The sequence below is a fragment of the Kineosporiaceae bacterium genome (assembly GCA_016713225.1).
Lineage (GTDB): Bacteria > Actinomycetota > Actinomycetes > Actinomycetales > Kineosporiaceae > JADJPO01.
Genome location: JADJPO010000001.1, coordinates 883,210 through 897,458, shown reverse-complemented (window position 1 = coordinate 897,458; position 14,249 = coordinate 883,210). Strand labels below are relative to the sequence as shown.

Here is a 14,249-nt window from a genome sequence, read left to right as displayed (position 1 = left end):
CTCAGCGGCTGTACATCTCGGTCAATCGCCGCCGCAGGATCTTGCCGTTCGCCGAGGTCGGCAGCTCCTCCACCACGTAGACGGACTTGGGTCGCTTGTATCGAGCCAGTGCAGTGGCGGCAAAAGCGTGCACGTCCCCCGGCACGATGTCGCCCACCGCCGCGACGCACACGCGCTGGCCCCACTCGGCGTCCGGCACCCCGAAGACCGCGAGCTCACGGACCCCCGGTGTCCGCGACAACGCCTGTTCCACCTCGACCGGGTAGACGTTCACCCCGCCGGTGATGATGAGGTCCTCACGGCGCGATTCGATCCACAGGTACCCGTCGTCGTCCAGGTACCCGAGGTCGCCGACGGTGAACCACTCGCCGTCCTCGCTCCAGGCTGCTGCCGTCGCAGCCTCGTTGCGCCAGTAGGTGAACCGAGCATGCACCGGCGGCCGGCACCAGATGATGTCATCCGCATCGACCCGGATCTCCCGATGGGGTCTCGCCCGCCCCACCGTCCCCGGCCGCGCCTGCCACTCCGCCGCCGGACAGGCCGTGAACTGTCCTTCGGTCGATCCGTAGAACTCCCACACCGACCCGGCCGGGAACAGCTCGATGGCTCGCTCCTTGACCGGGTGCGGACACGGTGCCCCCGCATGCGCCAGCAGGCGAAACCCCTCGGTGTCGAACGGAATCCCGTCGTGTACCACGGCATTCAGCAATCGTTGCAGCGGCGTCGGGGCGATGAACGTGGTGGTGGCTCCGCCGGCCAGGCCTTCGAGAAACCCCTCCACCGACCAATGCGGCAACACCCGCACCGTCCCGCCGGCCAGCAACGTCCCGATGGCGAACCGCAGCGGCGCCGAATGGTAGAGCGGCCCGGCGGCCAGGTACGCGTCGTCCGGCCCGAAGTCCCACACCTCACGCTCGTCCAGCACCGCTGCCCAGGCGGCATCATGATCGAGCACGCCGCCGTAGACGCCCTTGGCCCGCCCGCTGGTTCCGGACGTGTAGTGCATCGGCCGCACCAACGGCACGTCGGCCACCTCGATCGGCGCACCCGCGAGCAGACCCGGCAATTCGCCGTCCCCGATCACCACAACCGGTTCGGCGTCACCCACCAGGACGTCCCGCTCGTGCGGCAGCAACCCCGGGTTCAACACCACCGGGACGACGCCACTCGCCGAGGCCCCCAACACCGCCACCACGAGGTCCTCGGCCGGCGTCGCGACGAACGCCACCCGATCACCCGGCTCGGCGCCCCGCGCCGCGAGCGCCCCCGCGACCCGCGCCGCGCCGTCCCATGCCTGATCTGGGGTCAGCATCGAAACCTGCTCATGCTCCGCAGCCGCCCGGGGAAACTCGCATTTCGACCATCAAAGCCGTCGCCTGGGGAGCATGAGCTGTCACCTGCGGAGCATGAGCGGGTTGGTTTGGGGATTCGGGGTTGGGTGAGTTGGGTTGGGTGAGTTGGGTTGGGTCAGTCGGCGCCGAAGTCGAAGGAGGCCTGGTCGACCAGGGCGTCCGTGGGCTGGGTGCCGACGTCGTCGGTGCCGATCTCGGCGATGGGGTCGGCGCCGCCGGCCTCGATCTCTCCGATCAGCTGCGCGTGGGAGCCCAACTGGCCCTGGCGGGCGTACAGCTCGAGCTTGGCGCGGGAATCGGAGATGTCGAGGTTGCGCATCGTCAGCTGACCGATGCGGTCCAGCGGGCCGAACGCCGCGTCCTCGGTGCGCTCCATCGACAACCGGTCGGGGTGGTAGCTCAGGCCCGGGCCGCGGGTGTCGATGATCGAGTAGTCGTCGCCGCGACGCAGCCGCAACGTCACCGTGCCGGTGACCGCCGAACCCACCCAGCGCTGCAGTGACTCACGCAGCATCAGCGACTGCGGATCGAGCCAACGCCCTTCGTAGAGAAGGCGTCCCAGTCGACGCCCCTCGGCATGGTAGTTCGCGACGGTGTCCTCGTTGTGAATGGCGTTCAGCAGCCGCTCGTAGGTGACGAACAGCAGCGCCATGGCGGGCGCCTCGTAGATCCCGCGGCTCTTGGCCTCGATGATCCGGTTCTCGATCTGGTCGGACATGCCCAGCCCGTGCCGGCCACCGATCCGGTTCGCCGCGTGCACCAGGTCAACCGGTGAGGCGAACGACTCACCGTTGATCGCCACCGGGCGGCCCTGCACGAACTCGACCGAGACATCTTCCGAGTCGATCACCACGGCCGGGTCCCAGAACCGCACGCCCATGATGGGTTCGACGATCTCGATCCCGGCGTCCAGGTGCTCGAGGCGCTTCGCCTCGTGAGTGGCACCCCAGATGTTGGCGTCCGTCGAATAGGCCTTCTCGACCGAGGCGCGATAGGGCAACCGGCGCTCGGCCAACCAGGTCGACATCTCGGTGCGGCCGCCCAGTTCGGCGACGAAGTCGGCGTCCAGCCACGGCTTGTAGATCCGCAGCTCGGGGTTGGCCAGCAGGCCGTAGCGATAGAACCGTTCGATGTCGTTGCCCTTGAACGTCGATCCGTCGCCCCAGACGTCGACGTCGTCGGCCCGCATCGCGCGCACCAGCAGGGTGCCGGTGACGGCACGGCCCAGCGGCGTGGTGTTGAAGTACGCCTTGCCACCCGAGCGGATGTGGAACGCCCCGCAGGTCAGGGCCGCCAGTCCTTCCTCGACCAGGGCCTCTCGGCAGTCGACCAGGCGGGCCACCTCCGCGCCGTAGTCGCGTGCCCGGTCGGGCAACGTGGACATGTCGTCCTCGTCGTACTGACCGAGATCAGCGCTGTAGGCACACGGGATCGCCCCGTGTTCCCGCATCCACGCGACGGCGACGGAGGTGTCGAGACCACCCGAGAAGGCGATGCCGACCCGCTCCCCCTTGGGCAAGCTGGTGAGGACCTTGGACACGCCGCCAGCCTAGTGGGTGCCCCCGGTGGCCGATGGGGCCGAACCCTCGAGGTCGGCCCGCCGACGGGCCAGCAAGTCCAGCACGGTCTCGTCGTAGGTCACGGTGAAGTCGTCGTACGCCGACCCGACGGACGCCAGTTCGCGCGGCTCATCGACACACACCACCGAGTCGGCCACCGCCAACAGTTCGGATCGCCGATGTCGCGGCGCCACCGGTGTCGCGAGCACCACGCGCCGCGCACCCTGCGCCCGAGCCACCTGGCAGGCCGCCGCAGCCGTGGCACCCGTGGCGATCCCGTCGTCCACGATGACGGCGAGCCGGCCGGAGATCGAGACGCAGGGATGATCGGCCCGCACCATGGCCAGCCGCCTGGTCAGCGCCTCGCGTTCGACCACCTCGGTGGTCTGGAGCACCTCGGTCGAGGCGCCCATCTCGCGGACGACGCGCTGGTTCACCACCCGGACGCCGCCCTCACCGATCGCACCCATGGCCAGTTCGGGCTGCCACGGCACGCCCAGCTTGCGCACCACGATCACGTCCAAGGGAGCCTCGAGCGCCACGGCCACCTCATAGGCCACCACCACACCCCCGCGCGGCAGGCCGAGGACCACGACGTCCTCGCCGCGGAGCCACTGCAGCCGCTCAGCCAGCTGACGGCCGGCGTCCACGCGATCCCTGAAGGTCATGCTCGGCTCACCGGTACCGGCTCGGAGTGCGGCACGGCGATCCTCCATCCCGCCACCAGCGTGAGGCAGCACATCATCCCCCGCCAGAGCACCTTCGGCCCAACCGGCCCTCGAGCGTATCCAGGACCGGCCCGCGGCCCGTATGCCCCTCGGTCACTCGGGGCGTAACGGGCCACCTCAGAGGGTTCCGGGGTAATCCTCCGCCTCGGGCTCAGTTGAGCAACCCCACGTGCCGACACTACGGCGCAAGGGTCTGCACGGCCCGCCACCGGCCACGGAAAGGAGTCCCCGGTGCTCAGTGCCGATCACCCCGGACGCCGCACCATGTCCGGACGGCGCCTCGGCGGCCGCGACAAGGTGCTGTTCGGCCTGGTGGGCCTGATCGCCCTGCTCATGGCCGGCAGCTTCACCTTGGCCGAGGCGCGGGCCATCGAGGTCAACGACGCCGCGGTGGTCAACCTGCGGGCAACGCTGCTCACCAGCAACGTCAACGCCTACGCCCGAACGGTCGAGGGTATGGCTGCCAGCGTCCAACGCTGGACCGAGAGCCAGTTGCCGCAGGACGATCTGCGCTTTCTGCGCAACTACCCCGAACACAAGGTCTATGCACTGTCGGGCGTGGCCGCCGACGGTGGCCAGGAATCGCGAATCGGCACCCTCACGGGGATCGGGGACGCGCGATCGCTGACCCCGGCCCTGCGACGCGAGATCACCGCTGCCCTGAACCTCGACGGGCAGTTCGAGGCTCACCTGTCCCGCGACTCCGAAGCGGTGTGGGTCTACTACACCTCGGCGAGCAACTTCATGTACCTCGCCCCCAAGGTGCCTGTCGCCGACTTCCAGATGAACGCCGATCAGTACGACAACGCGTTCTGGACCGAGGCGATCCCCTCGGCGAACCCCCGCCACGACACCGTGGTCACCGACCTGTACGAGGACGGCGCGGGCAAGGGCCTGATGATCACCGTGTCGCATCCGGTGATGGACGGCGAGCGTCTGCTCGGCGTGGCCAGCGCCGACATCGGCATCAGCACGCTACGCACCATGCTCGGCGCGGGAGAGGCCGCCGGCACCTCGCAGTTGGTGGGCCGCAACGGCAATCTGATCGCACGCATCGGCCCGCTCCACCCGGGCGAACACGTCGGCCCAGAGCTGGCAAGCCTCTCGGAGGGAGTTCATCGGATCGGGTCGAGGTGGTGGACGGTCCACCCTCTGCTCGACGGGCGGGTGGTGTTGCTGCACGAGCTCGAGCTGAGCACGCTGGTCGAGCGGGCGCTTCGCTCCACGGCCCACGTGTGGGGACTCATGGTCGCCCTGGTCGGGACGTTCTATCTGATGCTGCTGCTGCGACGAACCCTGGCCTCGGTGACGGTGATCACCCGGACCGACCCCCTCACGGGGGTACTCAATCGGCGCGGCTTCGTCGAGGACGTCGAGCCGACATCGCATCTGGCCGACCGCACTTCGTTGCAGCAGTCCCTCGCCCTGATCGATCTGGACCACTTCAAGCAGATCAACGATCGGTTCGGTCACCACGAGGGCGACCGGGTGCTCGCCGCCGTGGCGGCGGTGATGGTGGACAGTATTCGCACCAGCGATCGGCTGTGTCGGTGGGGTGGCGAGGAGTTCGCCATCATGCTCCCCGGTACCGACCTGGACGGCGCCGTCCTGCTCTTGGATCGGTTGCGGCAGAAGGTGACCGCCTCGGTCGAGTTGTCCGACGGCACGCCCGTCACCTTCAGTGCGGGTGTGGTGAACGCTCCGGGTGGCGTCGAGTTGGATCGGGTCATCGGCGCCGCGGATCAACTGCTCTACGAGGCCAAGCAAGCCGGACGCGATCGGGTTCACGGCAAACAGGTGCACTTCGAGGTGCGGCCCACCTCGGCGACCCCAGCGAGGCGCTGCCCGGCGGTGAGTGAGGCTCACCCGCGAGCCCACGGACCGAACCTGGCTAACCTCGGAGCATGACCGCCTGGGATCGCCTCGACGGAGTGGTGACCCTGCCCGGCGGCGCCACGGTGCGAGGCCGCAGCCTGCGGCGCCCACCACCCAGCCCGGCCGACCTCACCGTGATGCTCGCCCCGGCCGACCCCCCGCCCTGGGAGCACCGGCGGGTCCTGTGGCCGGACTTCTGGGTGCCGACCGATCGCGATGATGCCCTGGCCGCCCTGAGCGATGCCCTGCATCGTGCCCGTGCCGGGCAACGGGTCGAGGTGGGGTGCGCCGGCGGTATCGGACGCACCGGCACCGCCCTGGCGGCCCTCGCCGTCCTGGACGGTCTGCCCTCGGCCGAAGCGGTGCCGTGGGTGCGTCGGACCTACCACCCCCGGGCGGTCGAGACCCCCTGGCAGCGCTGGTGGGTGCGCCGGCTGCGTGGCGGGTCCGGGTGGTCCGGGTGAGCGCGACACCCCTGGTGGCCGTCCTGCGCGATCCCGACCTGGTGCGCGCCTTCGACGGTGAGGCCGAGATCCCCCTGGACGGCGCGACGCTGCACCTGACGACCGACCTCGTGGACGACGTGCTGCGGGTGAGACTGGCCGGCAGCGCAGCGGTGAGCCGGATCGTGCTGCGCTGGCACGGCGACGCCAGCGCCGTCCGCCGTTACCTACCCGACGCGTGGGAGCGCTCCTACGGCGACCTCGGCTGGCTGCCCGAACGGGCCGAACGAGTGATGCCGTGGTCGTTCCTCGCGACCACCGACCGGTCCACCACCGGGTACGGCGTCAGGGTCGGCCCCGGCGCCCTGTGCTTCTGGACCGCCGACCGTGCGGGTGTCTCGCTGTGGGCCGACGTCCGCAACGGCGGAACGGCGATCCGACTGGGCGAGCGCACGCTGCCGGTGTGCGACGTGGTCATGGTCGAGGGCGAGGACGACGAGAGCGCCTTCGCCGTCCACCAGCGGCTCTGCCGGGAGATGAGTCCGACACCGCGGCTGCCGGCGCACCCGGTGTACGGAGCGAACGACTGGCACTACGCCCTCGGCACCTCCACCGCGGGGAGCATTCTCGCCCTCGCCGAGTTCACCTCACGAGCGGCCACCGACACCACCAACAGGCCCTACCTCATGGTGGACGACGGCTGGTCGGCCGGCGGGTTGGGCCACGGCCCGTGGATCGGCAATCACCGCTTCGGACACATCGGTGACCTGGCACGTCGGTTGCGCGAGAGTGGAGTTCGGCCCGGTTTGTGGTATCGCCCGCTCACGCCACTGCCGGAACACCGCGACCGGTGGCGGCTGGCTCGTGGCGGTGGCGCAATGGACCCCAGCGTGCCCGAGGTCCTGGCCAGCATCCGCGAGCAGCTGCAGCGCTTCGCCGGCTGGGGCTACACCATGGTCAAGCACGACTTCACCGTGTGGGACCTGCTGGGCCGCTGGGGCTTTCAGATGGGCGGCACGATCACGGACGACGGCTGGTCGTTCGCCGATCGCCATCGCACGTCCGCCGAGATCATCACCGGGCTCTATGCCACGATGCGGGAGGCCTCGGGGCCGGCGATCCTCATGGGCTGCAATGCCTTCGGCCATCTCGTGGCGGGTCATGCCGAGCTGCAACGCATCGGGGACGACGCCTCGGGCCGCTCGTGGAACCGCACGCGTCGGATGGCGATCAACTCCCTGGCCTTCCGGGCCGCGCAGCACGGGGCGCTGTACGCGGTGGACGCCGACGTCGCACCGATCACCTCCGAGCTGCCGTGGCGCCAGACCGTGCAGTGGCTGCACCTGCTCACGGCCAGCGGGACGCCGGCCTTCGTCTCGGTGGACCCCGGCTCACGCACCCCGATGGTGGCCGCGGCACTGCGTGACGCCTTCACCCTGGCATCGTCCGGGCCTCCGGTCGCCGTGCCGCTGGACTGGACGGCGTCGGCCACGCCCGCGCAGTGGCAGCTGGGAGCCCACCGTCAGACCTACGACTGGGCCGGCCCCGACGGCGGTTGGCCCTTCAGTGACTGACCCCTTGTACCGTCGAGGACCTGCCCTGGCCAGCCTCGATCCGGCCCCCGGCGACGACCCGGAACAGCAGCGGCAGCAGGCCCATCATGACGTGACCCAATCGTTATCGCTTTGGTGCTTCCCCGCAGTTGCCACGGCGTTACGAAATCGTTTACATAGCGCCGACACGCAAACCGGGCGACGGCGCCCGGTCGTCGTTGGACCGAGAGGAAACTCATGGCAGCACGTACATATCGGCGCGGTTCGACCGCCGTCGCGACCACCCTCGGTGTCGCCCTCGCCCTGTCGGCGTGCGGTGGCTCGAGCGGTGACTCCGCCAGCACGTCCGGCGCGGCGTCGTCCGCTGCCGGCGCTGCGGGCGGCGACTGTGCCGCTTTCGCCGACTACGGCAAGTTCGAAGGCAAGAAGGTCGAGATCTACACGTCCATCCGCGACGTCGAGGCGGAGCGCTTCGAGAAGTCGTTCGAGGCCTTCCAGAAGTGCACCGGTATCGACATCCAGTGGAACGGCTCCGGCGAGTTCGAGACCCAGTTGCAGGTGCGGGTCAAGGGCAACAACGCCCCCGACCTGGCCCCGATCCCGCAGCCGGGCCTGCTGCAGACGCTGGTCGGCCTCAAGGCCGTCAAGCCGGCGTCGGACAAGGTGAAGGCCGCCTCCGAGGCCAACTTCTCCAAGGACTGGCTGGCCTACGGCACCATCGGAGGCACGTTCTACGCGCCGCCGCTCGGCGCCAACGTCAAGTCGTTTGTCTGGTACTCGCCCAAGATGTTCAAGGACAACGGCTGGACCGTGCCGCAGACGTGGGACGAGCTGCTCAAGCTGAGCGACACGATCGCCGCCAGCGGCAAGGTCGACAAGCCGTGGTGCGCGGGCTTCGAGTCCGGTGACGCGACCGGCTGGCCGGGCACCGACTGGATCGAGGACATCATGCTCCGCACCCAGGGGCCGGACGTCTACGACCAGTGGTACCAGCACAAGATCCCGTTCAACGACCCCAAGGTCATCGACGCCTTCGACAAGGCCGGCGCGATCCTGAAGAACGACAAGTACATGAACGGCGGCTACGGCGACGTCAAGTCGATCGTGACCACCGCGTTCCAGGACGGCGGCAAGCCGATCGTCGAGGGTCAGTGCGCGATGCACCGTCAGGCCTCGTTCTACGCCAACCAGTGGCCCGAGGGCACGAAGGTCGCCGAGGACGGCGACGTCTTCGCCTTCTACCTGCCGCCGGTCGACGCAGCCAAGGGCAAGCCGGTGCTCGGTGGTGGCGAGTTCCTCGCCGCGTTCAACGAGAAGCCCGAGACCCAGGCGGTGCAGCTCTACCTGCAGGACGCGAACTGGGTGAACGAGAAGGCCAAGCTCGGTGACTGGATCACGCCGAACAAGCAGCTCAAGGTCGAGAACGTGCTGACGGTCACCGACCAGAAGCCGAACCCGATCCAGCAGCTGTCGGTCAAGATCCTGCAGGACCCGACCACGGTCTTCCGGTTCGACGCCTCGGACCTGATGCCGGCTGCGGTCGGTGCCGGGACGTTCTGGAAGGGCATGGTCAACTGGATCACCGGTGCGGACACCAAGACCGTGACCGGTGCCGTCGAGGCCTCCTGGCCGAAGAGCTGACGAGTTCTGCTCGTCGGTGATCGTCCGACGGTGGCCGCGAGGCGTCACGCCTCGCGGCCACCGTCAGCCAACTGCAGGCCAGAACCGGGCGCGCCCGGGTCGTACCCCGCCTCGCGCGCCCCGGACGTGACCTGTCACGTCCCACCAGCTCTTTCCGTCGAGGAGGACGAGCATGGAGAACTGGGCACCAAAAGTCACGATGCTGGTCGTGGGCATCGTCGCCTTCATCGTCGTGGCCGGGGCGATCATGTTGATCGTCGACAACTGGCCCAAGAAACTCTTCCGTGACCGGGCTCAGATCTTCTGGTTCATCGCCCCGCCGATCCTGCTCGTGACATTCGGCTTGGTCTACCCGGCAGTCAACACGTTCCTGCTGTCGTTCAAGGATCCCCAGGGCGAATCCTGGGTGGGGCTGGCCAACTACAAGTGGATCTTCACCGATCCCGACGGCCTGCTCAACGTGCGCAACACAGCGATCTGGGTGCTCTTCACCCCGATCTTCTCGGTGGCGATCGGGCTCATCTACGCCCTGCTCATCGACAAGATGAAGCGAGAGTCGCTGGCCAAGATCTTCGTGTTCCTGCCGATGGCGATCTCCGGCGTGGCCGCAGCGATCATCTGGAAGTTCGTCTTCGCCTACAAGGCCACCCGGTTCGAGCAGATCGGCCTGCTCAACGCCATCACCAAGAAGCTCGGGTTCGAGACCCAGCAGTGGCTGCTCAACGCGCCGTGGAACACCTTCCTGCTCATCATCGTCATGATCTGGGTACAGGCCGGTTTCTCGATGGTCGTGCTGTCCGCCGCCATCAAGGGCATCCCCAACGACATGATCGAAGCCGCCCGGCTCGACGGCGTCAACGCGTGGGAGATGTTCTGGAAGATCACGTTGCCGACGGTCCGGCCGACGGTGGTGGTGGTCTTCACCACGATCACGATCGGGGTGCTCAAGGTCTTCGACATCGTCCGCACCATGACCGGCGGCAACTACGAGACCAGCGTGGTCGCCAACGGCATGTACTTCTACTCCTTCGTCGGCAACCAGCAGGGCTGGGGCTCCGCACTGGCGGTGTTCCTCTTCGTGCTCGTCACCCCGGTCGTCATCTACCAGGTGCGCCAGCTGCGCCGTCAGAGGTTGGAGGCACGATGAGCGCCACGGTCACCCCTGCCGCGACCACCGCCACGGGGGCAGCGAACGCGGCCGCCGGCCGGGTCAAGAAGAAGATGTCCAATCCCATCGCCTCACTGGTCGCGGTGATCATCGCGATCATCTGGACGATCCCGACCTTCGGCCTGGCGCTCTCGTCGTTCCGGCCCGAGAAGGAGATCAAGGGCACCGGCTGGTGGACGGCGTTCACGAGCCCGTCGTTCACCCTGGACAACTACCGAGAGGTGCTCTTCGGGGCCTCGAGCAGCGGACGGCTGGCGAACTTCTTCCTGAACTCGCTGGTGATCACCGTGCCGGCGGTGTTGTTCTCGCTGTTCTTCGGCGCGCTGGCGGCGTACGCGCTGTCGTGGATGCGGTGGCGGCTGCGCGACTGGGTCTTCATCGCGATGTTCGCGCTGCAGATCGTGCCGTTGCAGATGGCCCTGGTGCCCCTGCTCAAGATCTTCTCGTCCTGGTACCCGTTCAGCCAGCTCGACCCCCAGGGCACCGGCAAGTTCATGACGATCTGGATCGCCCACGTGTGCTTCGGTATGCCTTTGGTGACCTACCTGTTGCACAACTTCATGAGCGACCTGCCCGGTGAGCTCATGGAGGCGGCCCGGGTCGACGGCGCCGACCATGCCCGGATCTTCCGGAGCATCGTGTTGCCGCTCATCGTGCCGGCGATCGCCTCGATCGGGATCTTCCAGTTCCTCTACATCTGGAACGACCTGCTCGTCGGTCTGGTGTTCGGTACGACCGAGACCAAGCCGCTGACCGCGGCCCTGGCCGACCTGGCCGGCACCCGCGGATCGGAGTGGCAACGGCTCACGGCCGGCGCGTTCGTGTCGATGATCGTGCCGATGGGCGTGTTCATCTCGCTGCAGCGGTACTTCGTCCGCGGCCTGCTCGCCGGCGGTCTCAAGGGCTGACCGGCACCACCGGCCCGTCGCGGGGCGTCGTCCGGCTGGACGGCGCCCCGTTGCCGTATGACCCCTCGGCCGCGCACGGCACGGCGCACACGGCACGGCGCGCACGGCACACTGAGGTCATGACCGACACCCGGCCCGCCGTCGTCCTGATCGGCTTCATGGGCGCCGGCAAGTCCGCGGTCGGTCGGTTGCTGGCGGACCGGCTCGGCGTGGCCTTCACCGACTCCGACGCCGTGATCGAGACCGAGGCCGGGTGCACCATCGCCGACATCTTCGCCACGGACGGCGAGCCGGCCTTTCGCGACCTCGAGCACCGCACCATCGCCCGGCTGCTGGCCGAGACGGACGGCGTGCTGGCGCTCGGCGGTGGCGCCGCCATGCACCCCGGCACCCAGGCCCTGCTGCGCCGGCACCCGATGGTGGTCCACCTGCGCATCGACCTGGGGCACGCACTGGCGCGGACCGGCGACGACGCGCGGCGTCCGATGCTGCGCCGGGCCGACCTGGCCGAGATCCATGCCCGACGGATGCCCGTGTTCGACGCGATCGCCACCCTCGTGCTGGACACCGCCGACCGGTCCCTGACGCAGGTGGCCGACGTGGTGCTGGCCGCGGTGGCCTCAGCGCCCCAGGTCTGACTCCGCCACCACGCGCAAGGCCTGTGCCGCGATGGTCAGCGCCGGATTCATCGCCGCCGAGGAGGGGAAGAAGCCACCGTCGACCACCCACAGGTTGTCCAGCTCGTGCACCCGGCACCAGGGGTCGAGCACGCTGGTGGTGGGATCGCTGCCCGCCACCACGGTGCCGCACTGATGGCTGTTCATGGCGATGTCGAACCACTGGGTGAAGACCACGTCGTACCCGGCACCGCGGAGCAGTTCGACCGCCCTGCGGTGCAGGCGTCGGTGCGTGGTCGTGTTGAGCGCGGCTCGGCGGACGACGATCCGCCCGTCCGCCGCCAGCTGGACCCGGTTGTGGCGGTGCGGCAGATCCTCGGTCATCACCAGCCACTCCACACTGCGGCCGGCCAGCGCGTTGAGCATCGGCAGCGGCGCCTTGGTGGCCCAGCTCTTCATCATCACGCCCTGCACCTTGCCGATCAGCTGCAGCGCGCCCAGCTCGTGGTACCAATCGTTGACCGACAGCGTCTTGGCGAAGGTCACGTCGTTGCGCCGGTCGAGGTCCACCGCCGCCACGTGGGCGTTGTTGTGCATCATGAAGTTGCGCCCGACCAGCCCGCTGCGATTGCCCAGGCCGTTCGGGTGGGACTCGTCCGCCGAGGCCAGCAACAGGGCCGCCGAATTGACCGCTCCGGCCGCCAGCACGTACCGATCACCGCGAACGGTGCGCTCGCCGTCCGCGGTCTCGACCACCAGGTGATCGACCCGCCGGCCGTGACCGGCCACGATCCGCCGCACCCGCGCGCCTGTCATCAGATCGACATGTCCGGTGGCGATGGCCGGGTCGAGCGCGCAGGTCTCGGCGTCGCTCTTGGCCCCGAACGGGCAGGGGAACCCGTCACAGGTGCGGCACCGGATGCAGCTACCGCCCGCGCGAAGGTCGATCCCCATGGCGTTGCTCGCCGGGTGCACCCCGCGAGCACGCAGCCGATCGGCCAGGTCGGCGATGTAGGGCTCGTGGGGCAGGGCCGGGTAGGGATAGGGCGCGCTGCGCCAGGGCTCGGTCGGGTCCTCGCCGGTCGTTCCGTGAACCCGGTAGAGCGCCTCGGCCTCGACGTAGTACTGCTCCAGCTCCTGGTACCCGAACGGCCAGGCCGGCGACACCCCGTCGGAGTGCTCGGTGGCCTCGAAGTCGCTCTCGCGGAACCGCGGCAGACTGGCGCCGTAGACCTTGGTGTTGCCGCCCACCACGTAGTGCACCCCGGGGGCGAATCGTCGTGCCGTCCGGGCGGGGTCCGAGCCGTCCAGCCAGGTCTCGGCGGGCTTGTAGCGACGGCGCAGGAAGACCTCGCGGGGGTCGGCGTTCTGGGGTTCGCGCGGCAACCGCTCGCCCCGTTCGAGCACCAGCACCGTGGCGCCACGGCGCGCCAGAGCCCAGGCACAGGTGGCACCACCCATGCCCGACCCGATCACCACCACGTCGTAGGGGCCGGCCACGGCCTCGATACAAGCACTCCGGAGAGGCTCTGCCCAGCCCCGCACGGGTGGTTCACTCTGAGCATGACCACGCAACCTTCTGTCGTCGAGGTCTCGCACCCCGGCGCGCCCGCGCTGCGCTGGGCGCTGATCGGTGCCAGCGACATCGCCGCCACCCGGGTACTGCCCGCGATCCGGGCCGCCGGCGGCGAGGCGGTCGTGGTCCGGTCGGGACAGGCCGGGCATGCCGCCGCCTACGCCACCCGGCACGGCATCGCCGGCTCGACCACCGAGCTGGCCGCAGCGCTGCAGCGGGACGACGTCGACGCGGTCTACGTCTCGTCGGTGAACCAGCTGCACCGGGAGCAGGTGATCGCAGCCTGCCAGGCTGGAAAGCACGTGCTGGCCGAGAAACCCCTCGCCCTGTCGCTGGACGACGCCCGCGCGATGGTGCTGGCCGCGCGCGAGGCCGGCGTCGTGCTGGCCACCAACCACCATCTGCCGGCCTCCCCCACCCACCGAGTGCTGCGCCGCGCGGTGGCCGAGGGGCTGGTCGGCGAGGTGCGCGCCGTCCGGGTGGCGCACGCCGTCCAGCTACCCCAGCGGCTGGCCGGATGGCGCGTACAGGACGCCGACGGCGGTGGCGTCGTCCTGGACGTCACCGTGCACGACGCCGCCGCGGTGAACGCCATCCTGGGCACCCGGGCTCTCGCGGTCACCGCCCAGGCGCTGCAGCAGGACAACCGGTCGCCCGAGGGCTCCGCCGGCCCCGCCGATGCCGTCGTGACCACGGCGGTCTGGGCCTCGCCGACCGGCTCACCCGGTGGGCCGGACATCCTGGTGCAGACCCACGACGCCTACAACAACGCTCATCTGCCCACCGGGCTGCACATCCTGGGCACCGAGGGCGCCCTGGTGGGCGAGAA

Annotated in this window: 11 protein-coding genes; 7 read left to right on the top strand and 4 right to left on the bottom strand. The window is 69.2% G+C overall.

Annotation, left to right across the window (positions count from 1 at the left end; translation table 11 throughout):
• Window position 1: 1 nt before the first annotated feature.
• The 3 genes from IPK24_04030 to IPK24_04020 form a co-directional block, all read right to left on the bottom strand.
• Window positions 2–1,312 carry an AMP-binding protein gene (locus IPK24_04030; GenBank protein ID MBK8074739.1) on the bottom strand — a complete coding sequence of 437 codons (1,311 nt, stop codon included), beginning with the start codon at window positions 1,310–1,312 and terminating at the stop codon, window positions 2–4.
• A gap of 155 nt (window positions 1,313–1,467) precedes the next feature.
• Window positions 1,468–2,892, bottom strand: coding sequence for an argininosuccinate synthase (gene argG, locus IPK24_04025; GenBank protein MBK8074738.1), 1,425 nt, complete (start codon window positions 2,890–2,892; stop codon window positions 1,468–1,470).
• Window positions 2,893–2,901: 9 nt separating this feature from the next.
• Window positions 2,902–3,579, bottom strand: a complete 678-nt coding sequence (locus tag IPK24_04020; protein ID MBK8074737.1) for a phosphoribosyltransferase — start codon at window positions 3,577–3,579, stop codon at window positions 2,902–2,904.
• Window positions 3,580–3,870: 291 nt separating this feature from the next.
• Between IPK24_04020 and IPK24_04015 the strand changes: the two genes are divergently transcribed.
• The 7 genes from IPK24_04015 to IPK24_03985 all read left to right on the top strand — a co-directional run bounded on the left by IPK24_04015 (window position 3,871) and on the right by IPK24_03985 (window position 11,865).
• The gene (locus IPK24_04015; protein ID MBK8074736.1) at window positions 3,871–5,547 is read left to right on the top strand and encodes a diguanylate cyclase; all 1,677 of its coding nucleotides are present in this window, start codon (window positions 3,871–3,873) and stop codon (window positions 5,545–5,547) included.
• Window positions 5,544–5,978 carry a protein phosphatase gene (locus IPK24_04010; GenBank protein MBK8074735.1) on the top strand — a complete coding sequence of 145 codons (435 nt, stop codon included), beginning with the start codon at window positions 5,544–5,546 and terminating at the stop codon, window positions 5,976–5,978. The genes IPK24_04015 and IPK24_04010 overlap by 4 nt, the downstream gene beginning before the upstream one ends.
• Entirely contained in the window at window positions 5,975–7,531 is a 1,557-nt protein-coding gene (locus tag IPK24_04005; GenBank protein ID MBK8074734.1) for a hypothetical protein, read from the top strand. Before IPK24_04010 ends, IPK24_04005 begins: the two co-directional genes overlap by 4 nt.
• Window positions 7,532–7,747: 216 nt before the next feature.
• The gene (locus IPK24_04000; protein MBK8074733.1) at window positions 7,748–9,151 is read left to right on the top strand and encodes a carbohydrate ABC transporter substrate-binding protein; all 1,404 of its coding nucleotides are present in this window, start codon (window positions 7,748–7,750) and stop codon (window positions 9,149–9,151) included.
• Between the two features lie 172 nt (window positions 9,152–9,323).
• Window positions 9,324–10,298, top strand: coding sequence for a sugar ABC transporter permease (locus IPK24_03995; protein ID MBK8074732.1), 975 nt, complete (start codon window positions 9,324–9,326; stop codon window positions 10,296–10,298).
• Entirely contained in the window at window positions 10,295–11,227 is a 933-nt protein-coding gene (locus IPK24_03990; GenBank protein MBK8074731.1) for a carbohydrate ABC transporter permease, read from the top strand. The genes IPK24_03995 and IPK24_03990 overlap by 4 nt, the downstream gene beginning before the upstream one ends.
• A 119-nt stretch (window positions 11,228–11,346) precedes the next feature.
• Window positions 11,347–11,865, top strand: a complete 519-nt coding sequence (locus IPK24_03985) for a shikimate kinase (GenBank protein ID MBK8074730.1) — start codon at window positions 11,347–11,349, stop codon at window positions 11,863–11,865.
• On the opposite strand, the gene IPK24_03980 is transcribed toward IPK24_03985, so the two are convergent.
• On the bottom strand, window positions 11,848–13,569 hold the full coding sequence (locus tag IPK24_03980; protein MBK8074729.1) for an FAD-dependent oxidoreductase: 1,722 nt from the start codon (window positions 13,567–13,569) through the stop codon (window positions 11,848–11,850). The two genes, IPK24_03985 and IPK24_03980, sit on opposite strands and share 18 nt — an antisense overlap.
• Window positions 13,570–14,249 lie beyond the last annotated feature (680 nt).

Coding starts and splice junctions, on each gene's coding strand:
- IPK24_03995 (MBK8074732.1), top strand. CDS start 9,324: ATGGAGAACTGGGCACCAAAAGTCACGATGCTGGTCGTGGGCATCGTC.
- IPK24_04030 (MBK8074739.1), bottom strand. CDS start 1,312: ATGCTGACCCCAGATCAGGCATGGGACGGCGCGGCGCGGGTCGCGGGG.
- IPK24_04020 (MBK8074737.1), bottom strand. CDS start 3,579: ATGACCTTCAGGGATCGCGTGGACGCCGGCCGTCAGCTGGCTGAGCGG.
- IPK24_03990 (MBK8074731.1), top strand. CDS start 10,295: ATGAGCGCCACGGTCACCCCTGCCGCGACCACCGCCACGGGGGCAGCG.
- IPK24_04010 (MBK8074735.1), top strand. CDS start 5,544: ATGACCGCCTGGGATCGCCTCGACGGAGTGGTGACCCTGCCCGGCGGC.
- IPK24_03985 (MBK8074730.1), top strand. CDS start 11,347: ATGACCGACACCCGGCCCGCCGTCGTCCTGATCGGCTTCATGGGCGCC.
- IPK24_04000 (MBK8074733.1), top strand. CDS start 7,748: ATGGCAGCACGTACATATCGGCGCGGTTCGACCGCCGTCGCGACCACC.
- IPK24_03980 (MBK8074729.1), bottom strand. CDS start 13,569: ATGCCCGGCCTGTCCCGACCGGACCACGACCGCCTCGCCGCCGGCGGC.